The sequence below is a fragment of the Pseudomonas marginalis genome, assembly GCF_900105325.1.
In the GTDB taxonomy this organism is placed as follows: Bacteria; Pseudomonadota; Gammaproteobacteria; order Pseudomonadales; family Pseudomonadaceae; genus Aquipseudomonas; species Aquipseudomonas marginalis.
Window position 1 is genome coordinate 1,525,887 of record NZ_FNSU01000001.1, and the last position, 24,891, is coordinate 1,550,777.

21 protein-coding genes, 2 tRNA genes, 2 rRNA genes and 2 pseudogenes are annotated in these 24,891 nt (G+C 59.4%); 10 read left to right on the plus strand and 17 right to left on the minus strand.

Features of this window, described 5'->3' with window-relative positions; all coding sequences use genetic code 11:
* Positions 1-249: 249 nt before the first annotated feature.
* Positions 250-1,326 carry an ABC transporter substrate-binding protein gene (locus BLW22_RS07415; RefSeq protein ID WP_027607118.1) on the minus strand — a complete coding sequence of 359 codons (1,077 nt, stop codon included), beginning with the start codon at positions 1,324-1,326 and terminating at the stop codon, positions 250-252.
* 347 nt (positions 1,327-1,673) lie between these two features.
* On the opposite strand from BLW22_RS07415, the gene BLW22_RS07420 reads away from it, so the two are divergent.
* On the plus strand, positions 1,674-2,387 hold the full coding sequence (locus BLW22_RS07420) for a UTRA domain-containing protein (RefSeq protein ID WP_065924533.1): 714 nt from the start codon (positions 1,674-1,676) through the stop codon (positions 2,385-2,387).
* Positions 2,384-2,503 (plus strand): annotated as a pseudogene (locus BLW22_RS35670) (outer membrane lipoprotein carrier protein LolA); the annotation flags it as partial. The gene BLW22_RS07420 and the pseudogene BLW22_RS35670, both read left to right, overlap by 4 nt.
* On the opposite strand, the gene BLW22_RS07425 reads toward BLW22_RS35670, so the two are convergent.
* The 10 genes and pseudogenes from BLW22_RS07425 to soxR all read right to left on the minus strand — a co-directional run.
* Complete coding sequence (locus BLW22_RS07425; protein ID WP_074845087.1) at positions 2,496-3,419, minus strand: metal ABC transporter solute-binding protein, Zn/Mn family; 924 nt, start codon at positions 3,417-3,419, stop codon at positions 2,496-2,498. The pseudogene BLW22_RS35670 and the gene BLW22_RS07425 sit on opposite strands and share 8 nt — an antisense overlap.
* Entirely contained in the window at positions 3,419-4,318 is a 900-nt protein-coding gene (locus BLW22_RS07430) for a metal ABC transporter permease (protein WP_027607121.1), read from the minus strand. The genes BLW22_RS07425 and BLW22_RS07430 overlap by 1 nt, the downstream gene beginning before the upstream one ends.
* Entirely contained in the window at positions 4,315-5,061 is a 747-nt protein-coding gene (locus BLW22_RS07435; protein ID WP_074845090.1) for a metal ABC transporter ATP-binding protein, read from the minus strand. The genes BLW22_RS07430 and BLW22_RS07435 overlap by 4 nt, the downstream gene beginning before the upstream one ends.
* Positions 5,058-5,978, minus strand: a complete 921-nt coding sequence (locus BLW22_RS07440; protein WP_065924535.1) for a metal ABC transporter substrate-binding protein — start codon at positions 5,976-5,978, stop codon at positions 5,058-5,060. The genes BLW22_RS07435 and BLW22_RS07440 overlap by 4 nt, the downstream gene beginning before the upstream one ends.
* A 19-nt stretch (positions 5,979-5,997) precedes the next feature.
* The gene (locus BLW22_RS07445; RefSeq protein ID WP_065924536.1) at positions 5,998-6,558 is read right to left on the minus strand and encodes a DUF6162 family protein; all 561 of its coding nucleotides are present in this window, start codon (positions 6,556-6,558) and stop codon (positions 5,998-6,000) included.
* Positions 6,555-6,878 carry a hypothetical protein gene (locus BLW22_RS07450; protein WP_065924537.1) on the minus strand — a complete coding sequence of 108 codons (324 nt, stop codon included), beginning with the start codon at positions 6,876-6,878 and terminating at the stop codon, positions 6,555-6,557. Before BLW22_RS07450 ends, BLW22_RS07445 begins: the two co-directional genes overlap by 4 nt.
* The gene (locus BLW22_RS07455; protein ID WP_027607126.1) at positions 6,875-7,414 is read right to left on the minus strand and encodes a hypothetical protein; all 540 of its coding nucleotides are present in this window, start codon (positions 7,412-7,414) and stop codon (positions 6,875-6,877) included. The genes BLW22_RS07450 and BLW22_RS07455 overlap by 4 nt, the downstream gene beginning before the upstream one ends.
* Positions 7,411-8,613, minus strand: coding sequence for a PepSY-associated TM helix domain-containing protein (locus BLW22_RS07460; protein WP_065924538.1), 1,203 nt, complete (start codon positions 8,611-8,613; stop codon positions 7,411-7,413). The genes BLW22_RS07455 and BLW22_RS07460 overlap by 4 nt, the downstream gene beginning before the upstream one ends.
* Before the next feature lie 220 nt (positions 8,614-8,833).
* Positions 8,834-9,292: a VOC family protein gene (locus BLW22_RS07465; RefSeq protein WP_074845093.1), complete on the minus strand. Its 459-nt coding sequence runs from the start codon at positions 9,290-9,292 to the stop codon at positions 8,834-8,836.
* Between the two features lie 95 nt (positions 9,293-9,387).
* Positions 9,388-9,822: pseudogene (soxR, locus tag BLW22_RS07470) on the minus strand (redox-sensitive transcriptional activator SoxR); the annotation flags it as partial.
* 99 nt (positions 9,823-9,921) lie between these two features.
* Between soxR and BLW22_RS07475 the strand changes: the two are divergent.
* Positions 9,922-10,287: an antibiotic biosynthesis monooxygenase gene (locus tag BLW22_RS07475; protein WP_074845096.1), complete on the plus strand. Its 366-nt coding sequence runs from the start codon at positions 9,922-9,924 to the stop codon at positions 10,285-10,287.
* Here BLW22_RS07475 and BLW22_RS07480 read toward each other — a convergent pair.
* Genes BLW22_RS07480 through msuE form a run of 4 tightly spaced genes read right to left on the minus strand, consistent with a single transcriptional unit; the run spans position 10,276 to position 14,347 of the window.
* The gene (locus tag BLW22_RS07480) at positions 10,276-11,379 is read right to left on the minus strand and encodes a sigma-54 interaction domain-containing protein (protein ID WP_065924541.1); all 1,104 of its coding nucleotides are present in this window, start codon (positions 11,377-11,379) and stop codon (positions 10,276-10,278) included. The two genes, BLW22_RS07475 and BLW22_RS07480, sit on opposite strands and share 12 nt — an antisense overlap.
* A 12-nt stretch (positions 11,380-11,391) precedes the next feature.
* On the minus strand, positions 11,392-12,579 hold the full coding sequence (locus tag BLW22_RS07485; RefSeq protein WP_074845099.1) for an acyl-CoA dehydrogenase family protein: 1,188 nt from the start codon (positions 12,577-12,579) through the stop codon (positions 11,392-11,394).
* 55 nt (positions 12,580-12,634) lie between these two features.
* The gene (gene ssuD, locus BLW22_RS07490) at positions 12,635-13,774 is read right to left on the minus strand and encodes an FMNH2-dependent alkanesulfonate monooxygenase (RefSeq protein WP_027607133.1); all 1,140 of its coding nucleotides are present in this window, start codon (positions 13,772-13,774) and stop codon (positions 12,635-12,637) included.
* 9 nt (positions 13,775-13,783) lie between these two features.
* On the minus strand, positions 13,784-14,347 hold the full coding sequence (gene msuE / locus BLW22_RS07495; RefSeq protein WP_074845103.1) for an FMN reductase: 564 nt from the start codon (positions 14,345-14,347) through the stop codon (positions 13,784-13,786).
* 396 nt (positions 14,348-14,743) lie between these two features.
* Between msuE and BLW22_RS07500 the strand changes: the two genes are divergently transcribed.
* The 3 genes from BLW22_RS07500 to BLW22_RS07510 all read left to right on the plus strand — a co-directional run bounded on the left by BLW22_RS07500 (position 14,744) and on the right by BLW22_RS07510 (position 18,256).
* On the plus strand, positions 14,744-15,013 hold the full coding sequence (locus tag BLW22_RS07500) for a hypothetical protein (RefSeq protein WP_065924558.1): 270 nt from the start codon (positions 14,744-14,746) through the stop codon (positions 15,011-15,013).
* A 234-nt stretch (positions 15,014-15,247) separates the two neighbouring features.
* Entirely contained in the window at positions 15,248-16,408 is a 1,161-nt protein-coding gene (locus BLW22_RS07505) for a cysteine desulfurase family protein (protein WP_065924545.1), read from the plus strand.
* A gap of 39 nt (positions 16,409-16,447) precedes the next feature.
* Positions 16,448-18,256 carry an aminopeptidase P family protein gene (locus tag BLW22_RS07510; protein WP_065924546.1) on the plus strand — a complete coding sequence of 603 codons (1,809 nt, stop codon included), beginning with the start codon at positions 16,448-16,450 and terminating at the stop codon, positions 18,254-18,256.
* A 106-nt stretch (positions 18,257-18,362) separates the two neighbouring features.
* Here the strand turns inward: BLW22_RS07510 and BLW22_RS07515 are convergent, their stop codons facing one another.
* Positions 18,363-18,644 (minus strand): hypothetical protein, encoded by a 282-nt coding sequence (locus BLW22_RS07515; protein ID WP_027607138.1) that lies wholly within the window; start codon positions 18,642-18,644, stop codon positions 18,363-18,365.
* 164 nt (positions 18,645-18,808) lie between these two features.
* Entirely contained in the window at positions 18,809-19,696 is an 888-nt protein-coding gene (rhtA, locus tag BLW22_RS07520) for a threonine/homoserine exporter RhtA (protein WP_027607139.1), read from the minus strand.
* A gap of 697 nt (positions 19,697-20,393) precedes the next feature.
* Between rhtA and BLW22_RS07530 the strand changes: the two genes are divergently transcribed.
* The 4 genes from BLW22_RS07530 to BLW22_RS07545 all read left to right on the plus strand — a co-directional run.
* Positions 20,394-21,930: ribosomal RNA gene (locus BLW22_RS07530) — 16S ribosomal RNA — on the plus strand.
* 83 nt (positions 21,931-22,013) lie between these two features.
* Positions 22,014-22,090 (plus strand) — tRNA-Ile (locus BLW22_RS07535).
* A gap of 30 nt (positions 22,091-22,120) precedes the next feature.
* Positions 22,121-22,196 (plus strand) — tRNA-Ala (locus tag BLW22_RS07540).
* Positions 22,197-22,445: 249 nt separating this feature from the next.
* A 23S ribosomal RNA gene (locus BLW22_RS07545) occupies positions 22,446-24,891 on the plus strand; the annotation flags it as partial.

A 24,891-nucleotide genomic window follows, 5' to 3' on the forward strand; every position in this document is an offset into this window, starting at 1 on the left:
GAGGAACGAGGTCAAAAGTGTGGGAGGGGGCAAGCCCTAATGCCAGTCAGTTAAGCGTACATCGCCTCCTGTAGGAGCGAGCTTGCTCGCGAAAAACGTCAACGATAACGCGTGCTTCCTGAATGAACGCGGCGCCTGTGAGTTTTTCGCGAGCAAGCTCGCTCCTACAAAAAGCCTTAACTGACTGGCATTAGGGCAAGCCCCCTCCCACATTGGATCTCCAGTGGATTTCCAATGTGGGCGACAGGCTTACTTCATTTCTACGATGACCTGCTCGTTCCACAACTGTGGCAGCTTCTTGGAAGTCGCTTCCCACGCATCGGCATCCTTGATCGGCTGCGGGTTGGCCTTGGTGTACTGCTCGCCCGGGATCAGGTTCTTGGCGATGTCGGCCGGCAGCTTCAGGTCGGTTTCAGCACGGATCGGACGTGCGTTGCCACGGGCCAGGTTGAGTTGGCCGGCGTCGCTGAAGATGTATTCGCGGGTCAGCTTGGCGGCGTTCGGGTGCTTGGCGTATTTGTTGATGATGGTGGTATAGCCGGATTTCACCGAGCCGTCCGATGGGATCAGCACCACGTAGTCATCCGGGTTGGCCATCTTGGCTTTGTAGCTCAGGCCGTTGAAGTCCCAGACGATACCCACTTCGACTTCGCCTTTTTCCATGGTGGCGATGGTCGGGTTGGACAGGCCGAGGCGACCTTGCTGGGCGATCTTGGTGAAGAATTGCAGGCCGGGGGCGATGTTCTTTTCATCGCCTTTATTGGCGATGGCGGCGGCGAGTACGGCGTTGGAGGCCTGGGCCGCAGTGCTCACGTCACCCACCGAGACTTTGTATTTGCCGGTTTGCAGGTCCGCCCAACTGGTAGGGACTTCGGAACCGTGCAGCAGCTTCTTGTTGACGATGAACGCGATGGTGCCGGTGTAGGCCAGGGCCCAATGACCGTCCTTGTCTTTCGCCCAATCCGGCACCGAAGCCCAGTTGGACGGCTTGTACGGCTGGGTCACTTCCTGCTTCACCGCGATCGGGCCGAAGGCGGCGCCTACGTCGCCGATGTCGGCGCTGGCGTTGTCTTTTTCGGCCTTGAACTTGGCGATTTCCTGGGCCGAACTCATGTCGGTGTCGATGTGCTTGAGGCCGTAGGTCTTGGCCAGGTCTTCCCAGGTGCCTTTCCAGTTGGCCCAGTCATCGGGCATGCCGACGCTGTTGACGGCACCTTCCGCCTTCGCGGCGGCTTCCAAGGTTTTTAGATCGGTATCAGCGGCCATGGCGGCGGTGCACATGGCAATGGTCGAGCCTAACAGTGATGCCAGGAAAAGCTGTTTCATCCGAAGCTCCTTTGGGCGTTTTCAACGCGGCGGTGTTTTCTACGGTGTTGTTGGTCTAGGTCAGAGCAATACCTGAGCCAATCTAGACGCGATGGATGACAGTTTCATGTCGATGTCGTTTTCATAGCCTTGATGTCGCTCGGCGCAGACTTAGCGTAGACCATGCTCAAATGCCCGCAGCGACTGGACTTGGCCGATGTATTGCAGGGTGTGGTGCAGGGACGGGGCAGGGACTGTCATCTGTCGGTCATCAGGAGTGCCTAGGCTGGCAAGCAGTCATGCAAGCCCACTTATGCAGCGGTTTGTGCACCTGAACAGTGCTGGTCTAGTCCAGATAGGTAACATTGATGCGTGATGAGGCAATCAAGGCGGTGACATCCATCGGGCTGGCGCTGCAAGAGCAGATCGACCACGGCCTGTTGCCGCCTGCAAGCAAGCTGCCCGCCGAGCGCAAGCTCAGCGAGTTGTTTGGTACCACTCGAATTACCGTGCGGGAAGCCTTGTTACAACTGGAGGCCCAAGGGCAGATTTATCGCGAGGAGCGCCGGGGCTGGTTCGTTTCGCCGCCACGCCTGGCCTACAACCTGATGCAGCGCAGCCACTTTCACGCCATGGTCAACGACCAGGGGCGGGTGGCATCCACCGAAGTGATCAGTGCGCGGCTGCAGCCGGCCTCGGCCGCGGTGTGTGCGTGGTTGCAGCTGCCGGCGTTGTCCAGGGTGATCCAGATTTGCCGGGGACGGCGGATTGACGGGCGGCTGGTGTTGTATGTGGAGCACTACCTGAACCCGCAGTATTTCCCGGGGATTCTTGAGTGCGACCTGAATCAGTCGATGACCGAGTTGTATGCGCGCAAGTACGACTTGCATTACGGGCGGGTGCGCTTCGAGATCGTGCCGACCTCTTTGCCGGTGGAAGCGGCGGCGGCATTGCGCGTGTCGGTGGGCAGCCCGGGCTTGCGGATCGCCCGGGTCAATTATGACCAGCACCAGCGCTTGATCGACTGCGACCTGGAATTCTGGCGGCATGATGCGATTCATGTCGGCGTCGATGTGGTGTGATCGGGGGGCTTCCTGTAGGAGCGAGCTTGCTCGCGAAAGATGTCAACGATGACGCGGGAGACCTGGCTCCCCGCAACGCCCTCAAGTTTTTCGCGAGCAAGCTCGCTCCTACAGTGAGTGCACCGTGAGTGCCTTGATCACCTGGTCCACATTGGTTTCCAGCTCCGATACCGGGTCCGCGCCGTCGACGTTCAACACCAGCAGCGTTGAACCGCCTGCCGTGATGGCGGCTTTCACTGCATCACTCGGCTGGCGATGATGCAGCACCACGGCCACGTCGTTGTCCTTCAGCTCGGCACTGAGCTTCTGTAACGCCTCAGGCGTCCAATCGGCGTCGGGCCGGGCATCGGTGCTGAGCAGTTCCAGATTCAAACTGCTGATCAGATAGGCAAAGTGATCGCTCAAACTGACCACGCTCAGGTTGTCCGCCTTGGCCAGTCGCGCCTCGCTGTCGGCGCTGAGCTTGAGCAGGCGTTGCTTGAGGGCGGCCAGGTTGGCGTCGATCTTCGCCTTGGCGCCCGGTGCCAGGCGGCTCAGGTCGGCGGCCAGGACATCGGCCATGCGCCCCAGGTTGTTGCTCGATTGCCACGGCTGGCTGTTCAAGCCATCGGCGACGCCAGGTTGCACGGCGATGCCCGGCAGGCCGCCATCCACCGGGCGTGCCGCATCGATTTCGACGATGCGGATATTGCTGCGCCGTGCCACGGGGTAGAGCGGGTCATCGGCCCACAGCGAGCGCACGCCGATGGCGGCGTCGGCGTCCTGGGCCAGGCTGTTCAGTGCCGGCGCGCCACGGCCGGTGAAGTACGACACCTGCCGCGAGCCCGGCAGGTTGGCCGGCGCGGCGCGCTCGAGCTGCACGTCGGTGCCCTTGAGCAGCACCTGCGCCAGGCCATAGGTGATCGGCAGCGAGGCCAGGACTTTGACCGGTTTGGCCGCGTGAGCAGCAGGTTTGCCCACGTCGGCCGCCATCAGCGGCGTGGTGATCAGGCAAGCGATGGCCAGGGCCAGAGGTTGAAGAACGGAGCGCATTATCCAAGGTTCCCTTTAAGGCTGGGCACGGTGCCCCGCGCGACGGCGGCAAGGGCGAAAGCGATACCGGCCATCAGGATGATCGCGGCACCGGAGGGGATGGGCAGGTCGAAGATGATCGGCAACAGGATCCCGCACAGGGTGCTGACGGTGGCGATCACCACCGAGATCCAGAAGAAGCCTTTGAGCGACTGGCTCAGCAGGCGTGCCGCTGCAGCCGGGATCACCAGCAGCGCGCCCACCAGGATGGCGCCGATGACCTTGACTGCCGCCACGGTGATCAGCGTCACCAGGATCACGAACAGGTAGTCCAGGGTCTTCACCGCCACACCACGCACCGCCGCCAATTGCGGGTTGAAGCTGGCGAGCATGATGCGGTTGTACAGCGGCAGCGCGAGGGCCATCACCAGGGCGCCGACAATCGCCAGTACCAGCAAATCGTTGCCGTTGACCGTCAGCACCGAGCCGAACAGCACGTTTTCGAGGATATGCACGTTGATCTTGCCCGCCAGGATCAGCAGCAGGCTGGCGCCCAATGCCAAGGACACCGACAGGAACACGCCGATCAAGGTATCCGGCGCCAGGCCGGTGCGGTTGCGCAAGTAGTTGAGCAGGATGCCGAACAACAGGCAGTAACCGAACAGGCTGCCATAGGGCCCGGTGTAGGGCTCACCCAGGAGGATGCCCACGGCCACGCCGGTCAGTGCGGCATGGCCGACCGCTTCGGAGAAAAACGCAAAGCGCTTGACCACCACCAGCGTGCCCAGGCCGCCCAGCACCGGGCCGATCAGCAGGCCGGCGAGCAGGGCGTTGACCACAAAACCATAGGCCAGTGCCTCCGGCAGGTAACCGGACGAGGCCCAGCCCTGGACCATCAGGCGAAACGCTTCATAACTCATGGCGCCGGGCTCCGAGGATGGGTAGAGAACAGGGTCAGCAGGCGCTCCGGGGTCAGCGCCTCTTTCGGCGTGGCGTCGAACAGCAGGCGGCGGTTCAGGCCGGTGACGCGGTCGGCCAGGCGGCCCACGGCTTCCAGGTCGTGCTCGATCCACAGCACGGTGATCCCGGCCAGGCGCCAGTCATTGAGCAGGCGTTCGAACACCTGGATACCGGCCTCATCGAGGGCCGACATCGGTTCATCCAGTACCAGCAGTTGCGGCGCCGGAATCAACCCTTGGGCCAACAACACACGCTGGCGCTCACCGCCGGACAGCGCGCCCATGCGCCGCTTGCGCTTGTCCTGCATGCCGACCCGTTCCAGCGCCTCGCCAATCGCGGCGGCGTAATGTTTGGACAAACCCAGGAACGCCGGGCGCCGCTGGCACATGGCGGCCATGAAATCGTCGACCGTCATTGGCAGGCCCCGGTCGAACTCCAGCGCCTGGGGCACATAGCCGATGGTGCCGGGCGTGCCCGGCCACTGCAGGCTCAGTTGCCCCTGATGCGGTGTTTGCCCCAGCAGGGTCTTGATCAGCGAGCTTTTGCCGCCGCCATTCGGCCCCACCAGCGCATGGATGCTGCCCGGCCGCACCTGGAAGCTCACGTCGTCGAGGATCACGGTGCGGCCCAGGGTCAGGGACACCTGGTCGAAGTCGAGGGTCGGGCCGACGCTGGCGACCTTAAGTTGCTGCGCTGCGGTCATGCCCCCGACTCCTGAATCGCCCGCACCACGGTGTTGAGGTTGCCGGTCATTTCCACTTCGTATTTTTCAGCGCTGTATTCGCCGTAGGAAATATGCGACAGCGGGTACAGCTTGACCCCGGATTCACGCTGGATGGTGTCGACGTAAGTGGACGGGAAATCCATCTCCGAGAAGATCACCTTCACGTCCAGGGCGCGCAGTTCGTCGATGGTCTTCTTCAACTGGCTGGGGCTCGGCTCGATCCCGTGGGCCGGCTCGACCACGGCCGTGACTTCCAGGCCGAACTCGCGCAGCAGGTAATCGTAGGCCGCGTGCACGGTGGCGACGCGCAGGTCCGGGTTGGGTGCGCCGGTCAACTTGGCCAGGGCATCGGCGCGCATCTGCCGCAGGCGTTTGCCGTAGGCGCGGGCGTTCTGGGTGTAGGTCTTGGCGTTGTCCGGGTCGAGCTTGCCCAGCTCGCGGGCGATGTTGTTGACCTGGGCAATCGACGCACTGATCGACAGGAAGGTGTGCGGGTTGACCACCTTGCCGGCACCGCGCGCGGCGTTGCCGGTGGCCGCCAGCAGCGGCACGTTGGCGTTGGCTTCGATCACCGGAATGTCCGGGCGCTCGCTGGTGGCGATCATGCGGTCGGCGAAATCGTCATGGCCGACGCCGTTGAGCACGATCACATCCAGGGTGCCGATGCGCTTGATGTCTTCGGCACGTGGCTCGTAGGCGTGGGGGTTGAAGCCGGCCGGGATCAGTGGCACCACTTCGGCCTTGTCGCCGACGATATTGGCCACGTAGCTGTAATAAGGGTGCAGGGTGATGCCGATACGCAGGCGTTTGGCGGCCTCGGCATTCGCGAGGGGAGCGAGTATCAGGCTGAACAGGCCAACCAGAAACACGCGCAACAGGGGCGATGAAATAGACATGGGCAATCGGTCTTCTCGTTCAGTGACGGTGCTGGCGGGTGACGCCGGCGTCGAATTGCGCGACCACCTGCTGCCAGCCGGCTGCGATCAGCGCCTGGTCAGTGAGGTCGGAGGGGGCGGCCAGGTGTGTGCTGCGGTTGAGCCAGATATCCGGCTCGCTGCCCTGTACGCGCATCAGCAGTGAACCGCTGGTGGTCGGCGTCTGGCTCAGTCCCAAGTAGGCCGAGTTCCCCAACAACTGCCAGCGATGGTCGCCGCGGCTGACCGAACTGGCGTCCTGGGCAAAGGGCGCGAAGCCTTCTTCGGCCAGTTGCTCGGGGGTGGGCAGGGCGCTTTGCTCCTGCTGCAGCAAGTGGATTTCATCCAGCGTGACCCGCAGGTCGGCGTAGATGCCTTGTTCGGCGGCGCTCAGGTCGCGGCGGGCATCCAGTTGATGGCGGGGCAGCGCCGCGACTGCCTGGGTTTCACCATGCAGCGCCACCACCGTACCGGCCACCGCGAGGATGATCAGGCACAGCAGCAGCACGTAGAGGGTTTCGTGGCCGGCACCGGCGGGGCGAACAACCTGTGTCGTACTCATTGAGGCTGGATATCCGCTTGGTCGATTTCCACTACGTGACCGGGGCCTGCATCAAACAGCACGTAGAACTCGGCGGACGGCTTCTTGAAGGTCAGGGTGGAGTCCTGGCCGAGCTTGCCGGGCACCAGGATGGTTTCGTCATAGCCGATCACATCCAGGGTCACGCCGGGGGCACCGCTGCCGTCGGAGAAACCGCCTTTGCACTGGATCTGCTCGCCGGGGATTTCCTTGCATTCGCACATTGGGTTGTGGGCAAGGACGGTGGTACTGAAACCGGCGCACAGCAACAGCGCGGCGCGGGACAGGCGCTTGAACGTCATGGTTTGACTCCTTGCTTGTTCAGCCAGGCAATGGTGGCAGGCGAGGCCTGGCTCAGCGGGATGGAACCCTGGTGCATGGTGCCGTCCCAACCTTCCATGGTGACCCACAGTTCGGCATCGACGGGGGTACGTTCCGGCACGGGCAGGCCCGCACCCATGCGGTACGGGGTGCCGAAGAAGATCACCCCGGCGGCACGCAGGCTGCGCGGCTTGCCGATGCGCAGGTAGGTGGCCTTGACCTGGTCGGCGCAGGTGGCGCAGAGGGCGGCGTTGAAGAACTTCATCGGGCCGGCCGGGTCGGGGCGCGGGCCTTCATTGCGGAATTCGGCCAGCGTGAGGCTCCAGGGTCCGACCTGTACGTCCCCGGCCACCCGCTCGCCGATGCCGGTGTCGCCGCGAAACAGCGCGGCATCGGCGAAGTACTTGGGCATGAAGCCCAGCGGTACCAGCAACAGCAGGACGTTGATGTGGAAACGCCATTTCAGCCAGAAGGCCCGCAACGGCGAAGGCGGGGTAGCGTTGGCGGACTTGCTCATGGCTTGGCCTCCGAGGTTTCAGCCTGCATGGCCGGAATGGGTGCCGGCGCACGTTGTGTCTTGGCTTCGCGCTTGAGAGCGTTGAGGGTGGCCAGGGCCGTGCGCTTGGTCCAGATCAACAGGCCGCTCAAGACCATCATGCTCAGCACCAGGCCGAAGAACGCCCAGATCAGCTTGATCCAGATGCCACCGAAGTCGCCGGTGTGCAGGGGGCGCATGGATTCGGTGACGAACTCCAGCTTGGTGCGGTCGGACAGCAGGTGCGACGAGGCGATTTCACCGTCATATGGGTTGATCTGAGCGGTCTGGAACATCAGCGGGTACCAGCCCCGCCCGCCGATTTGCAGGTGGCTGTAGGCATTGAGCGGCAGGCTCACGAAGCTCGCCTCCAGCCCCGGGATACGTTGGGTGGCGATCGCGATCGCCTCATCCACGGGAATCATCGGCGCAGGCACGCCGGGGGCTGAGGTTGGGACTTTTTCGCGGGCGATCACCGGGACGATGGGCTCGCTGGAGATGGAGATCTGGTTGTCACCCAGGATTGCCTGGATCAGGAACCAAGTGCCAGTGATGGAAATCACCGCAATAAACCAGATCGACCAGATACCGCTCAGGCGGTGGAAGTCGCCCCAGAAAATCCGCGCGCCGTGGCGGATACGCAGGGTCGGCTTGAAAAAACCTTTCCAGAAGCGCTTGTACACCACCAGGCCGGTGACCAGTGAGGCCAGCAGCGGCAAGCCGAGCAGCGACACCAGGTACCAGCCCCAGCTGAAGCCATTGGTAAACGGCACCAGCCACCAGCCGTGCAGGGCGCGGGTGAACTGACGGAAGTTGAACGACGGGCTGATGCCTTGGATCGCCCCGGTGTACGGATTGACGTAGACCTCTACCGAGCGCCCGTCCGGGTAGCTGAGGTCGACACTCAGGGCAAAGTGCGATTCATCCGGACGACTGAGAGACTGCACGATGACCTGGGGTTCGGCCCGCTTGATGGCGCTGATCACCTGGTCGTAGCTCAGCGGCTCGGCATCATCCGACGGCTTGCTCGCACGGATGTCCGGATTGGCCAGCCACACGATTTCCTGGCTGACCACCGCCAGGGTGCCGGTGACGCAGACAATCAGTACAAAGAACCAGATGGGCAAGGCCAGCCAGCTATGGACGAGAAACCAGAGTTTTGAGCGTGACTTCTTCGACATGTGAAAGAGGGTCTTGATCAGGGGAGGGCGAGGGAGGCCCGGAAAAGGCCAGTCGTAGCTTTTGCTGACGCGACAGGCTGTATCTAAGTTAAGACGGATGAGAATGAGAAATCCCCAAGGTGGATATGAAAGAAAATGTTTCAGGTTCACATCCAGCGGGTTTTCACGGCGTGGGGGTATTCATGAAGTGGGGTAGGAGCCGGCGAACCGCCCCCGATGCTCAGCCTTGCTTGAACATTTCCATGGCGCGCTGACGGATCTGTTCTTCGCTGAGGTCTTCCTTGCGGGTGGCGAGGTACCAAAGGTGACCGTATGGATCCTTCACGCTGCCCGAACGGTCGCCATAGAACCGGTCCTCTGGTTCGGACACCACGCTGGCGCCCGCTGCGACGGCTTGTTTGAACTGTGCGTCTACGTCGTTCACGTACAGATGCAAGGCGACACTGGTGCTTTCAGTCGGATTGCTCAGGGACATCTGATCACAGGGCGTGCCCAGCATGATCGCCGAATCACCAATGCGCAGCTCGGCATGGCCGACCCTGCCATCGGGCATGTCCAGGCGCATGATCTGGGTGGCGCCGAAGGCTTTTTTGTAAAACTCGATAGCCTCTGAGGCTTTGTCGATGCCCATATAGGGCGTGACACTGTGATAACCCTCGGGAATGGGTTTAACGCTCATTTCGTTCTCCTTGATTGTGGTTGTGGAGGCACGGCCTCTTCACTATAGGCCACGCCCATCAAGGGCTCCGAGGGCCCCGACGAGGGGGGGCAGCCGGGCTCCAGCAATTGCGCCCCCGGCCCGCGCCCACCGAGCTGGTCATCCGGGTTGCGCAACGGGCACGCGTCCAGCGACAAGCATCCACACCCAATACAACCGGTGAGTTTGTCCCGCAGCAGCATCAGCTTATGGATGCGCTCATCGAGGTCTTCCCGCCACAGCGCGGACAACCGCTCCCAATCCTGAGCGTTGGGCGTGCGTCCTTCCGGCAACGTCTGCAACGCCTCGCCAATCGTTGCCAGTGGAATTCCCAGGCGTTGGGCGATCTTGATCACCACCACCCGGCGCAGTACATCCCGTGGATAGCGTCGTTGATTGCCGGCATTGCGATGACTCTTGATCAGCCCCTTGGTTTCGTAGAAGTGCAGGGCCGTAACAGCTACACCGCTACGGGCTGCCAGTTGGCCGACGGTGAGCTCTTTGGTAACCATAAACACTCCAATTAAGCGCTTGACCTTGACTTAACTAGAGGTTTTACCCTGCGTGGTATCGAATCACCAGATTCTGCCTACAGAGAAAGGGGAGTGTTCATGCAGGTATCAGAGAAAAATCGCAGTTTCACTCAACTGATCGAGTTTCATATCGAACCCCAGCAACAAGTGGCGCTGGTGGCGGCCTTGTCCACCCAAAGTGAACGCCTGGCCGAGGGCCATGGCGGCTTTATCAACGCGAGTGTGCAGGTCAGCGAAGACGGGCGGCGTGTGCTCAATTACCTGCAATGGCGCTCCCGCGAGGACGGCGAAGCGGCGTTCCAATGCTTTGAGCACGGCGAGGAAGATTTCTGGACGCTGATTCGCGCCCACCAGGCCACGGCCGTGACCTTCGGTTCGTTCCAGGTACTGCGCAGTTTCGAGCGCAGCCATGACAACGCGTTGCACTGTCGCCTAAATGGATAGGTGCAGCATGCGCTCGCCCTGCACGTTTTCCCCCGGCCGGCGCTTGTTCACCGCCAACTCGCCGATCTTGATCAGGCGCGTGCGCGTGACGTTGCGGCTCAGGCCCAGCAAGTTGGCGGTGTGCACCTGGTTGTAATGGCTGAAGCGGTAGGCGGCGCGCAATAGCGCGTCTTCGACCTTTTCGTGCAGGGCGCCGGCCTGTTCTTCGAAGAGCTTTTGAAACGCGCGCTCCAGCAAGGCCTCGGCGCTGTTGTCGGTGCCGTGCTGACTGTCGTCCTGGCGCTCGATGCGCATGTTCGACAGGCGCAGGTCGTCGCGTTCGATCACGCCGTTACGGCAGATCAGCAGGGTGTGGTGAATCACGTTTTCCAGCTCGCGGATGTTGCCCGGCCAGCTGTAGCTCTTTAGCTTGTGTTCGGCCTCGCGGCTGATGGTGATCGGGCCGTAGCCCAGGCGCTGGCTGTAGGCTTCGATAAAATGCCGGGTCAGCGGCAGGATATCGCCGGGGCGCTCGCGCAGGGGGCTGAGCTCGAGGCTGACGACGTCTAGGCGATAGTAGAGGTCTTCGCGGAAATGCCCGGCGTTGATGGCCTTTTCCAGTTGCACGTTGGTGGCGGCCAGTACGCGCACATCGATCGGAATGCTCTTACGCGACCCCAGGCGCACCACTTCGCGTTCCTGTAGGACGCGCAGCAGCTTGACCTGGATGGGCATCGGCAAATCGCCGATTTCATCGAGGAACAAGGTGCCACCATCTGCCTCTTCGAACCAGCCGGCCTTGGCGCTGAGGGCGCCGGTAAACGCGCCTTTTTCATGGCCGAACAGCTCGGCTTCCACCAGGGACTCGGAGAACGCGCCGCAGTTAACCGCCACGAACGGCCGGTTGCGCCGCGCGCTGAGGTTGTGGATGTGGCGCGCCACCAGCTCTTTACCGGTACCGGTCTCGCCGATGATCAGCACGCTGGCTTCGCTGGGCGCCACTTGCTGGATATGGTCGAGCAGCGCCCTGGATTTCGGGTCTTCGAAGACCTGGGCCGTGGCGCGGATCGACGTCGCAAGGGCGGGCGAGGGCGGTAAGGTTAGAAGCTGCATGGGCACCTCTTTTTATGAGTAGAACGTCGGAATCGGCAGGGATTGGTTCAACGCCCAGTCCCCCAGTTCGTGGAGCTTGTAATCCACCGGGTCGTGCAGGGTTTGTGTGCGCAGGTTGCGCCAATGACGATCCAGGCGCAGGGATGCGTGGGTGGAGCGCGCGCCGGTGACTTCAAACAGGCGGCTGCACAGGTCCAGGCCTTGGCGGGTGGCGGCGACCTTGGCGGTCGCAATGGCAATCGCCAGTTGACCGCGTTCGTTTTCGCTGAGGTTGGGGCCTTTTGCCCATGCCTGGTCGAGCAGCTCGGCAGCGCGTTCCACCAACAGGCGCACACCCTCCAGGGCCACCCAGAATTCGCCGTAGTGATGCAGTACGTAAGGGTCCTGGCGCACGTCTTCGGTTGAGGACTTGTGCCAGGAACGGGTCTCGGTGAGCGTGTAGTTGCGCGCTTCTTCGAAGGCACCTTCGGCGATGCCGAGGAACATATGGGTGAAGGTCAACTGGGCGATCAGCGGGCGCAGGCAGGCAAAAGGCGTGCTCAGCGGGCCCGGGTCGAGCAGCAATTCCGACTCCTCGACGCGCACCCGTTCGAAGCTGGCGCTGCCGCTGTCGGTCTGGCGCTGGCCGATATTGTTCCAGTCGTTGTGCAGGGTGATGCCGCTGCGCCCGCTGGGGATGGCGGCGATCAGCAGCTTGCCGCCGGCGCTTTCATCCACCGCCGAGGCAATCAGCATTTCCGAGTCGCTGGCGCCGGAGCAGAAGCTCTTTTTGCCGGAGAACTCGCGCCAGCCGCCGAAGTCCTTGACCACGGTGCGTGTGTCCAATGGGTTGAGGGCATTGCCCCAGAACCAGTTTTTGCGCGCGGTCTGTTCGAACCAGGGTTGCCATTGGCCCGGCCGCGAGAACAGGCGCACGGTGGCGAGCATCAGGTGGTGGAAGCCGAAGACGTGGGCAATGGAGCTGTCGACCTTGGCGAACTCGCGCACGATGGCCAGGGTGTCACTCCAGCGGGCGCCGAGGCCGCCGTATTGGGTGGGAATGCTCAGGGCCAGCAGGCCGCTTTGGCGCAGGGCGTCACGTTCGGTCTTGGGGGTGCCACCGCGCTCGTCGCGTTCGACGGCGGTGAGGGCGAATTCGGCGGCCAGCAGTCTGGCGGTCTGCAACGGTGATGGCAGGACGCTGTGGGGTTTGGCTGTCACGGGGTTTCCTCTTTATAAGCGGGAACGACCAATGCCGCTCCCGCCGCTGCGCCGATCAGGCCTTGGCTGGCAGAACATCGTTGGCAATCATTTCGCCGAACGGGCCAGTGAGGTTGGTGATGCCGCGTCCGGCCAGGCTGGCATAGGGTTCCGGCAGCAGCGGGAACACCAGCTCGGCAAAGCGATAGGCTTCTTCCAGGTGCGGGTAGCCGGAGAAGATGAAGCTTTCGATGCCCAGGTCGGCGTATTCCTTGATGCGCTCGGCTACTTGCCGGGGGTTGCCCACCAGCGCGGTACCGGCACCGCCGCGTACCAGGCCGACACCGGCCCACAGGTTGGGGGCGATTTCCAGGTTGTCGCGGCGCCCGTCATGCAAGGCCGCCATGCGGCGCTGGCCTTCGGAATCAAAGCGCGAGAAGGATTTTTGTGCGGCGGCGATAGTTTCGTCGCTGATGTGCTCGATCAGCTTGTCGGCGGCTTTCCACGCGTCCTCTTCGGTCTCGCGCACGATCACGTGCAGACGAATGCCGAACTTCACCGTACGCCCGTGGCGGGCTGCGCGCTCACGTACATCTGCGAGTTTTTCGGCGACGGCGGCGGGCGGTTCGCCCCAGGTCAGGTACACATCCACCTGTTCGGCGGCGAGGTCGTGGGCGGCATCCGAGGAACCGCCGAAATATAACGGTGGATAAGGCTTTTGCACCGGTGGGTAAAGCGCCTTGGCGTTCTGCACTCGCAGGTGTTTGCCTTCGAAGTCCACTGATTCGCCCTGCAATACCCGGCGCCAAATTTGCAGGAATTCGTCGGAGACTTCGTAGCGTTCGCTGTGGTCGAGGAAGCTGCCGTCGCCGCGGTTCTCGTCGGGATCACCGCCGGTGACCACATTGATCAGCAGGCGACCGTTGGACAGGCGATCCAGGGTCGCCGCCATACGCGCAGAAACGGTCGGCGAGATGATACCCGGGCGAATCGCCACCAGATAACGCAGGCGCTCGGTCAGCGGCACCAGTGCCGAGGCGATGACCCAGGAGTCTTCGCACGAGCGGCCGGTAGGAATCAACACGCCGTGGTAACCCAGGCTGTCAGCCGCCTGCGCGACTTGCTTCAGATAATTGAGGGTGACCGGCCGTGCACCTTGGGTGGTGCCCAGGTAATGACCGTCGCCATGCGTTGGCAGAAACCAGAAAACATCCATGACCAATCCTTAAGCGATTTTCAGCAGAGAGGGGGAGTGCGTTGCAAACAACGGCGCTGCGCGTTCTGCCGCAAGGCGTATACGGCCCTTCAAGGGCTCACTGGTTATTTGGTAATCGGTGAAGTCGGCCTCGGTGGCGTACACCCCGATCGGCAGGGTCAGGGCCTGGAAGAAGCTGAACAGCGGACGCAGTTGGTGATCGAGAACCAGCGCGTGGCGCTCGCTGCCGCCGGTGGCTGCGAGTAATACCGGTGTGTCGATCAGGGCGTTGAGGCCAACCAGGTCAAACAGATGCTTGAGCAGGCCAGGGTAGGAACCGCGATAGACCGGTGCGGCGACGATCAGCAGGTCGGCCTGTTCGATGGCCACCAGTTGGGCTTCGACCTCGGCGGGCAACTCATCCCGTGACAGCGCACCACCGAGTGGCCGGGCAATGTCGCCCAGCTCGATCAGGGTGGTCTGGATCGGCAGCAAGGTCGCCAATTCAGCCAGTACGGCTTGGGTCAGCACGAGGGTGCGGGACGGGCGCCAGGTTCCGCCGGAGAGGGCAACGACATTCAGGGGACGGGTCATGAACAGTTCCTTTATCAACAGTGGTTCATAGCAGGTGGAGTGCAACCTGTTGAGCAAGAGCTGTACCAACGGGTGCAGGCCTTGATTGGCGTGGGTTGCAGGTTCACTGCTGAAAAATGCTGCTGTTGTCTGACTGGTGATTTGTTGAATGGCTGTTGCCTGGCAAACAGTTGCGTGGCGAACAGCGCAGGTTCTATGCAAGTCATTTATAGAGGGATACAGTTATTCCGTAAATGAACGTATTTCCATATTTATAGACCATAAAGAAATATAACGTTTCCTATCGAGGGTGCCTTGGTGGTCGATAGCGACTATCACGGACGGTGATTTTTCACTGCGCAACGGCGGGAGTAGCCTGTGTTCATTGACTTGAAACCTTCTTTGCAGGGCTACCCCATGAACCGATTTCTCGCTGTTTGCTTAGTGATTGTCAGCGCCGTACTCGCCGGCTGTGCGAGCCATCCATCGCCAGAATTGCGTCCCTACACGGCCGAAGAGAGCAAGCAACTGGCCCTGGAAGCGCTGAGCCGTCGTGGCTTGTCGTTTGATGAATATCAACAGCAGCGCGCCGCACTGACCGGCCAGCCACAGAAGCCCTTCGGATTTGATCGCCAGGGCGAAATGAACGCCGAGCGCAACGTGGTTTTGCATGGTCGTCCCAGTTGAGTCGGCACTGCACAGCAAAAAGCCCGAGGCTTCCCTTGAAGGAACCTCGGGCTTTTTGTTTGCCATGGCACGACTTCAGCCTGTTAAGCTGAATTTCAGGAGCGTTCCTACGCACATTTACTTAAAGTTGTCCTTCTTTAATGGCATTCGATCCGGTAAACCTGACGACCTCTGTTCCGGCCGATGCCCCTGAGACGCTGCTCTCGGGAACCTGCTCTGCGAGTCTTGACTGTCATGAATAAACGTCCGCTGTATTTCGACTACGCCGCTACCACCCCGGTGGACGAACGCGTCATCCAGGTGATGGTCGAATGTCTTGGCTTCAATGCCAATTTCGGTAACCCCGCGTCCAGTTCCCATGCGTTCGGCCAAGCGGCCCGGCAAACGGTTGAACAGGCGCGTCGCCAGGTGGCCGAGCTGGTCGGCGCACAACCTGAGCAGATCGTCTGGACCTCCGGTGCTACTGAGTCCAACAACCTCGCGATCAAGGGCGTTGCCCAGGCGCGTGGCGTGGCGGGCGGGCATATCATCACCAGCCAGATTGAACACAAGGCCACGCTGGACACCGCGCGGCAGCTTCAGGAAGCCGGTGTGGCCGTGACTTACCTGGTGCCGGACGCCGACGGATTGATCAGCGCCGAGGCCGTCAGCGAAGCATTGCGTGAGGACACCTTTCTGGTATCGCTGATGCTGGTGAATAACGAACTGGGCACCCTCAATGACATCCCCGCCATCGGCGCACGTGTGCGTGAGCATGGCGCGTTGTTGCATGTCGACGCGGCGCAGGGCGCGGGCAAGGTGGCGATCGACCTGGCGCAGTGGCCGGTGGATTTGATGTCGTTTTCCGCGCACAAGCTGTATGGCCCCAAGGGTATTGGCGCGCTGTATGTCGGACCCCGGGCGCAACAGAAAGTGTCGGCACAGATTCACGGCGGCGGTCACGAGGGTGGCTTGCGCTCCGGTACCCTGGCCACCCATCAGATTGCAGGCATGGGCGCGGCGTTCGCCCTGGCGGCGGCGTCTTTTGCGCAGGAGAAGGCTGTCATTATGACCTTGCGTCAGCGCCTGCTGGAGCAGTTGGATACGCTCGGTGGCGTGCGCCTCAATGGCAGCCCTGCGCAGCGCATTCCTCACACCCTCAGCCTTACGTTCAGCGAAGGTGAATTCAACGCTGCTGCGTTGAGCGCGGGCATCGCCTTTTCGGCGACCTCGGCGTGCAACTCCGCCAGCAATGCGCCTTCCCACGTGCTGCTTGCGTTGGGCCTTGACGCACGTTCTGCCGGCCGCACCATACGTTTGAGCCTGGGCCGGTTTACCACCGAGCAGGACATCGACCAGGCCGTGCAATTGATCAAGGCCGCACTGGCCAGCGCACCGGCGTTCTGGGCCGTCTGATTTTCACATAACAATTATTAGTGGTTAGCAGGAGACACAATGAGTACGCAGCCCTTGACCCATGGAACGGTTCCCCAGCGCCTGGCGCATACCCGCGAACTGATGCGCCGCGAGGGCATTCACGCCCTGCTGGTGCCGTCGGCTGATCCGCATTTGTCCGAATACCTGCCGGGTTACTGGCAGGGGCGCCAATGGTTGTCGGGGTTCCATGGTTCGGTAGGCACGCTGATTGTCACTGCGGATTTCGCCGGTGTCTGGGCCGATAGCCGTTACTGGGAACAGGCGACCAAGGAGCTCAAGGGCAGTGGCATTGAGTTGGTCAAGCTGCAACCGGGTCAGCCCGGGCCGCTGGAGTGGCTGGCCGAGCAGACGCCGGAAGGCGGTGTGGTGGCGGTGGACGGTGCGGTGATGGCTGTCGCGTCGGCGCGCACCTTGGGCGCCAGGCTGGCAGAGCGCGGCGCGCGCCTGCGGACCGATATCGACGTACTCGATGCAGTTTGGAAAGACCGTCCGAGCCTGCCGAGCCAGCCGATCTATCCGCATCTGCCACCGCAAGCGACCGTGAGCCGTGGCGATAAACTTGCCGCACTGCGCGCGAGTTTGAAAGAGAAGGGCGCCGACTGGCACTTCATCGCCACCCTGGATGACATCGCCTGGCTGTTCAACCTGCGCGGTGGCGATGTTTCGTTTAATCCGGTGTTTGTTTCGTTTGCGTTGATCAATCAACAACAGGCCACGTTGTTTGTGGCGCTGAGTAAAGTCGACGCTGACCTGCGTGCGGTGCTTGCGCAGGATGGTGTGACGTTGCGCGACTACAGCGACGTGGCGGATGCACTGCGTGCGGTGCCATCGGGCGCCAGCATGCAGGTTGACCCGGCCCGCGTTACTGCCGGTCTGCTGGAAAACCTGGATGCCGGCGTCAAGCTGATCGAAGGGCTGAACCCGACCACGCTGGCCAAATCCCGCAAGAGCCTGGCGGACGCGGAGCACATCCGCCGCGCCATGGAACAGGACGGCGCGGCGCTGTGTGAATTCTTCGCCTGGCTGGACAGTGCGCTCGGTCGTGAACGCATCACTGAATTGACCATCGATGAACACCTGACGGCTGCGCGCACCCGTCGCCTCGATTATGTGTCGCTGAGTTTCAATACCATCGCGGCATTCAATGCCAACGGGGCCATGCCGCATTACCACGCTACCGAAGAAGAACATGCGGTGATCGAAGGCGATGGCTTGCTGCTGATCGATTCGGGTGGCCAGTATTTGGGCGGCACTACGGATATCACGCGGATGGTGCCTATCGGTACGCCGAGTGACGAACAGAAACGTGACTGCACCCGTGTGCTGAAGGGCGTGATTGCCCTGTCCCGTGCGCATTTCCCCAAGGGGATTTTGTCGCCGCTGCTGGATTCCATTGCCCGCGCGCCGATCTGGGCTGAAGGCGTGGACTACGGCCACGGTACCGGGCACGGCGTAGGTTATTTCCTCAATGTGCATGAGGGCCCACAAGTGATTGCCTACCAGGCCGCCACTGCGCCGCAAACCGCGATGCAGCCAGGGATGATCACCTCCATCGAGCCGGGCACCTACCGCCCTGGCCGCTGGGGTGTGCGTATCGAGAACCTGGTATTGAACCGCGAGGCAGGCAAGACCGAGTTTGGTGAGTTCCTCTCGTTTGAAACCCTGACCTTGTGCCCGATCGACACCCGTTGCCTGGAGCCGTCGCTGCTCACCGCGGATGAGCGCGAGTGGTTCAATGCGTACCACGCCGAGGTGCGTGAACGCCTGAGCCCGCTGCTCAGCGGTGCTGCGTTGGCGTGGTTGCATGTGCGCACGACGGCTATTTGACCTGGTGCAAAATCAGGCGCTGCAATAATTCAGTTGCAGCGCCGCGAAGGGGCGGCGTTGTATCAGGCATGTGTATGAGCAGTCGCTGGTGACTGCTCGGAGCAGATCACTTGCAGATGACGATCATGCTGCGGCTGGTATAGCCGGCAGGGTTTAGGCCGAAGGGGTAATCCCCTGGCTCCTCGGAATTGTCACCGGACTTGGCGATAACCCGGTAGCCCTTGGCGCCACAAGAGTTGGTTGCACTGGTGTAGCACTGGTCCCAGGAAGAAGACAGGCCGGAACAGTTGATATGCAGCCCTTTTTTGCCGCGTTTTACTTCTGTCTTGGTAGTCGCGGCACAGCCAGCAATAGCCACGACCATTAACAGTATCAAAATTCGCTTCATTCCTATCCTTAATAGCCACTTCATAATGCTTGAAGCCGGCTCTACTCGCTCTCGAGTGTAGCGTTCGTGCTGTCCTTGTCGAAAAACTCCATGAATGACATTCGTTTGCAGTTTAAACATGGCCTAAATACGCAGCAAATACCAGAGCAACTTTCACTGATGATTCAATCCGCCGGAACCAGCGGCTTGGAGTCATTGCGCATCGTCAGTGTCGCGCCTACCGAGGCCATGATAATGCAACTTATGGCCAGCCATTGCGGTAGGGATAGGTGCTCCTGCAGGAAGAAAAGTCCTGAGAGTGCGCCGAAAGCAGGCTCAATGCTCATCAGTGTTCCGAAGGTGCGGGCGGGGAGGCGCGTCAGCGCTACCATCTCCAGGGTGTAGGGAAGTGCCGTTGACAGGATCGCGACACCGATGGCGACCGGAATCAATGCCGGGGTCAGTAAGGCGGTGCCGGCATGGACGATACCGATGGGCGCCACAAACAGGGCAGCGATCATTACGCCGAGGGCGGCGGTCTGGACGCCGTTGTCGTTGCCTGCTTTCTGTCCGAACAGAATGTAGAGTGCCCAGCAAGCCCCCGCCCCCAAAGCATAGGTCGCGCCGACCAGGTCGATTCCGCTGCTGGCTTCCCCCATGGGAATCAACAGGAGCAGGCCGATGATCGCCAGTGCTATCCACAGGAAGTCTACCGCTCGGCGCGACGCGTAGATCGCGACGGCGAGCGGTCCGGTGAATTCCAGGGCTACGGCAATGCCCAAGGGAACGCTGCGCAAGGACATATAGAAGAGGAAATTCATGCCGCCCAAGGCCATGCCGTAAACGACCACGGTGCGCAGGGATTTTGCGGTCAGCCTGGCGCGCCATGGTCGGAGGATGAGCAACATGATTACGCTGGCGAAGATCAGGCGCAGGGTTGTGGTGCCCTGGGCGCCGACAATCGGGAACATGCTCTTGGCCAGTGAGGCTCCGGACTGGATGGAGGCCATGGCGATCAACAGCAGGCCGACAGGAAACAATGCCGAGGCCAAGCTGCGGGGGGAGGTGGTCATTGGGGCGTTCGTCCGAGGTCATAGTCGAGAATCAGGGGCCGCTATGATGCTTAATCGTTTGGCTTTGAGCAATATATTGCTCAATTCGACAGCGAGACCTTCTCTATATAGAGGGATTTGAAGGTTGGCAGGCACTTTGATAGAAAAACCAAATTAAGTGTTGACGGCAGATCCTGGAAGTCTATAATTCGCCCCACTTCCGGCGCAGTCGAAACGCAAAACTCCTTGGTAAACAAAGAGTTATGCAGAATAAGGCAGCGGATTGCTTCAGTTCATCGAAGCCCAGAAGAAGTTGGTAGGGTCGTGTTGTTTGACGCTATTAACGATTCGATCTTCTCGGTCGAAAGCGGAGAAAAAGAGGTGTTGACAGCAGCGTGTAACGCTGTAGAATTCGCCTCCCGCTGATGAGAGATCGGAAGCGCAAGTGGTTGAAGTTGTTGAAGAAATCTTCGAAAGCTTCTGAAAATAATCACTTGACAGCAAATGAGGCTGCTGTAGAATGCGCGCCTCGGTTGAGACGAAAGCTCTTAACCAACCGCTCTTTAACAACTGAATCAAGCAATTCGTGTGGGTGCTTGTGGAGTCAGACTGATAGTCAACAAGATTATCAGCATCACAAGTTACTCCGCGAGAAATCAAAGAATAACCAACGATTGCTGAGCCAAGTTTAGGGTTTCTTAAAAACCCAAAGATGTTTGAACTGAAGAGTTTGATCATGGCTCAGATTGAACGCTGGCGGCAGGCCTAACACATGCAAGTCGAGCGGTAGAGAGAAGCTTGCTTCTCTTGAGAGCGGCGGACGGGTGAGTAATGCCTAGGAATCTGCCTGGTAGTGGGGGATAACGTCCGGAAACGGACGCTAATACCGCATACGTCCTACGGGAGAAAGCAGGGGACCTTCGGGCCTTGCGCTATCAGATGAGCCTAGGTCGGATTAGCTAGTTGGTGGGGTAATGGCTCACCAAGGCGACGATCCGTAACTGGTCTGAGAGGATGATCAGTCACACTGGAACTGAGACACGGTCCAGACTCCTACGGGAGGCAGCAGTGGGGAATATTGGACAATGGGCGAAAGCCTGATCCAGCCATGCCGCGTGTGTGAAGAAGGTCTTCGGATTGTAAAGCACTTTAAGTTGGGAGGAAGGGCCATTACCTAATACGTGATGGTTTTGACGTTACCGACAGAATAAGCACCGGCTAACTCTGTGCCAGCAGCCGCGGTAATACAGAGGGTGCAAGCGTTAATCGGAATTACTGGGCGTAAAGCGCGCGTAGGTGGTTTGTTAAGTTGGATGTGAAATCCCCGGGCTCAACCTGGGAACTGCATTCAAAACTGACTGACTAGAGTATGGTAGAGGGTGGTGGAATTTCCTGTGTAGCGGTGAAATGCGTAGATATAGGAAGGAACACCAGTGGCGAAGGCGACCACCTGGACTGATACTGACACTGAGGTGCGAAAGCGTGGGGAGCAAACAGGATTAGATACCCTGGTAGTCCACGCCGTAAACGATGTCAACTAGCCGTTGGGAGCCTTGAGCTCTTAGTGGCGCAGCTAACGCATTAAGTTGACCGCCTGGGGAGTACGGCCGCAAGGTTAAAACTCAAATGAATTGACGGGGGCCCGCACAAGCGGTGGAGCATGTGGTTTAATTCGAAGCAACGCGAAGAACCTTACCAGGCCTTGACATCCAATGAACTTTCTAGAGATAGATTGGTGCCTTCAGGAACATTGAGACAGGTGCTGCATGGCTGTCGTCAGCTCGTGTCGTGAGATGTTGGGTTAAGTCCCGTAACGAGCGCAACCCTTGTCCTTAGTTACCAGCACGTGATGGTGGGCACTCTAAGGAGACTGCCGGTGACAAACCGGAGGAAGGTGGGGATGACGTCAAGTCATCATGGCCCTTACGGCCTGGGCTACACACGTGCTACAATGGTCGGTACAGAGGGTTGCCAAGCCGCGAGGTGGAGCTAATCCCAGAAAACCGATCGTAGTCCGGATCGCAGTCTGCAACTCGACTGCGTGAAGTCGGAATCGCTAGTAATCGCGAATCAGAATGTCGCGGTGAATACGTTCCCGGGCCTTGTACACACCGCCCGTCACACCATGGGAGTGGGTTGCACCAGAAGTAGCTAGTCTAACCTTCGGGAGGACGGTTACCACGGTGTGATTCATGACTGGGGTGAAGTCGTAACAAGGTAGCCGTAGGGGAACCTGCGGCTGGATCACCTCCTTAATCGACGACATCAGCTGCTTCATAAGTTCCCACACGAATTGCTTGATTCATTGAAGAAGACGATAAAGAAGCAGCCCGAAATTGGGTCTGTAGCTCAGTTGGTTAGAGCGCACCCCTGATAAGGGTGAGGTCGGCAGTTCGAATCTGCCCAGACCCACCAATTTTGTGTGGGAAACGCCTGTAGAAATACGGGGCCATAGCTCAGCTGGGAGAGCGCCTGCCTTGCACGCAGGAGGTCAACGGTTCGATCCCGTTTGGCTCCACCACTACTGCTTCTACGTTATGAAAGCTTAGAAATGAGCATTCCATCAGTATGATGGTGAATGTTGATTTCTAGTCTTTGATTAGATCGTTCTTTAAAAATTTGGGTATGTGATAGAAAGATAGACTGAACGTTACTTTCACTGGTAACGGCTCAGGCTAAGGTAAAATTTGTGAGTGGCTCTTAATTGAGTATGATCGAATTTTCGGCGAATGTCGTCTTCATAGTATAACCAGATTGCTTGGGGTTATATGGTCAAGTGAAGAAGCGCATACGGTGGATGCCTTGGCAGTCAGAGGCGATGAAAGACGTGGTAGCCTGCGAAAAGCTTCGGGGAGTCGGCAAACAGACTTTGATCCGGAGATGTCTGAATGGGGGAACCCAGCCATCATAAGATGGTTATCTTACGCTGAATACATAGGCGTAAGAGGCGAACCAGGGGAACTGAAACATCTAAGTACCCTGAGGAAAAGAAATCAACCGAGATTCCCTTAGTAGTGGCGAGCGAACGGGGACTAGCCCTTAAGTGGCTTTGAGATTAGCGGAACGCTCTGGAAAGTGCGGCCATAGTGGGTGATAGCCCTGTACGCGAAAATCTCTTAGTCATGAAATCGAGTAGGACGGAGCACGAGAAACTTTGTCTGAATATGGGGGGACCATCCTCCAAGGCTAAATACTACTGACTGACCGATAGTGAACTAGTACCGTGAGGGAAAGGCGAAAAGAACCCCGGAGAGGGGAGTGAAATAGATCCTGAAACCGTATGCGTACAAGCAGTGGGAGCCCACTTTGTTGGGTGACTGCGTACCTTTTGTATAATGGGTCAGCGACTTATTTTCAGTGGCGAGCTTAACCGAATAGGGGAGGCGTAGCGAAAGCGAGTCTTAATAGGGCGTCTAGTCGCTGGGAATAGACCCGAAACCGGGCGATCTATCCATGGGCAGGTTGAAGGTTGGGTAACACTAACTGGAGGACCGAACCGACTACCGTTGAAAAGTTAGCGGATGACCTGTGGATCGGAGTGAAAGGCTAATCAAGCTCGGAGATAGCTGGTTCTCCTCGAAAGCTATTTAGGTAGCGCCTCATGTATCACTGTAGGGGGTAGAGCACTGTTTCGGCTAGGGGGTCATCCCGACTTACCAAACCGATGCAAACTCCGAATACCTACAAGTGCCGAGCATGGGAGACACACGGCGGGTGCTAACGTCCGTCGTGAAAAGGGAAACAACCCAGACCGTCAGCTAAGGTCCCAAAGTTATGGTTAAGTGGGAAACGATGTGGGAAGGCTTAGACAGCTAGGAGGTTGGCTTAGAAGCAGCCACCCTTTAAAGAAAGCGTAATAGCTCACTAGTCGAGTCGGCCTGCGCGGAAGATGTAACGGGGCTCAAACCATACACCGAAGCTACGGGTATCACGTAAGTGATGCGGTAGAGGAGCGTTCTGTAAGCCTGTGAAGGTGAGTTGAGAAGCTTGCTGGAGGTATCAGAAGTGCGAATGCTGACATGAGTAACGATAATGGGTGTGAAAAACACCCACGCCGAAAGACCAAGGTTTCCTGCGCAACGTTAATCGACGCAGGGTTAGTCGGTCCCTAAGGCGAGGCTGAAAAGCGTAGTCGATGGAAAACAGGTTAATATTCCTGTACTTCTGGTTATTGCGATGGAGGGACGGAGAAGGCTAGGCCAGCTTGGCGTTGGTTGTCCAAGTTTAAGGTGGTAGGCTGGAATCTTAGGTAAATCCGGGATTCTAAGGCCGAGAGCTGATGACGAGTTAACTTTTAGTTAACGAAGTGGTTGATGCCATGCTTCCAAGAAAAGCTTCTAAGCTTCAGGTAACCAGGAACCGTACCCCAAACCGACACAGGTGGTTGGGTAGAGAATACCAAGGCGCTTGAGAGAACTCGGGTGAAGGAACTAGGCAAAATGGCACCGTAACTTCGGGAGAAGGTGCGCCGGTGAGGGTGAAGGACTTGCTCCGTAAGCTCATGCCGGTCGAAGATACCAGGCCGCTGCGACTGTTTATTAAAAACACAGCACTCTGCAAACACGAAAGTGGACGTATAGGGTGTGACGCCTGCCCGGTGCCGGAAGGTTAATTGATGGGGTTAGCTAACGCGAAGCTCTTGATCGAAGCCCCGGTAAACGGCGGCCGTAACTATAACGGTCCTAAGGTAGCGAAATTCCTTGTCGGGTAAGTTCCGACCTGCACGAATGGCGTAACGATGGCGGCGCTGTCTCCACCCGAGACTCAGTGAAATTGAAATCGCTGTGAAGATGCAGTGTATCCGCGGCTAGACGGAAAGACCCCGTGAACCTTTACTATAGCTTTGCACTGGACTTTGAATTTGCTTGTGTAGGATAGGTGGGAGGCTTTGAAGCGTGGACGCCAGTCTGCGTGGAGCCAACCTTGAAATACCACCCTGGCAACTTTGAGGTCTAACTCAGGTCCGTTATCCGGATCGAGGACAGTGTATGGTGGGTAGTTTGACTGGGGCGGTCTCCTCCTAAAGAGTAACGGAGGAGTACGAAGGTGCGCTCAGACCGGTCGGAAATCGGTCGTAGAGTATAAAGGCAAAAGCGCGCTTGACTGCGAGACAGACACGTCGAGCAGGTACGAAAGTAGGTCTTAGTGATCCGGTGGTTCTGTATGGAAGGGCCATCGCTCAACGGATAAAAGGTACCGGGGATAACAGGCTGATA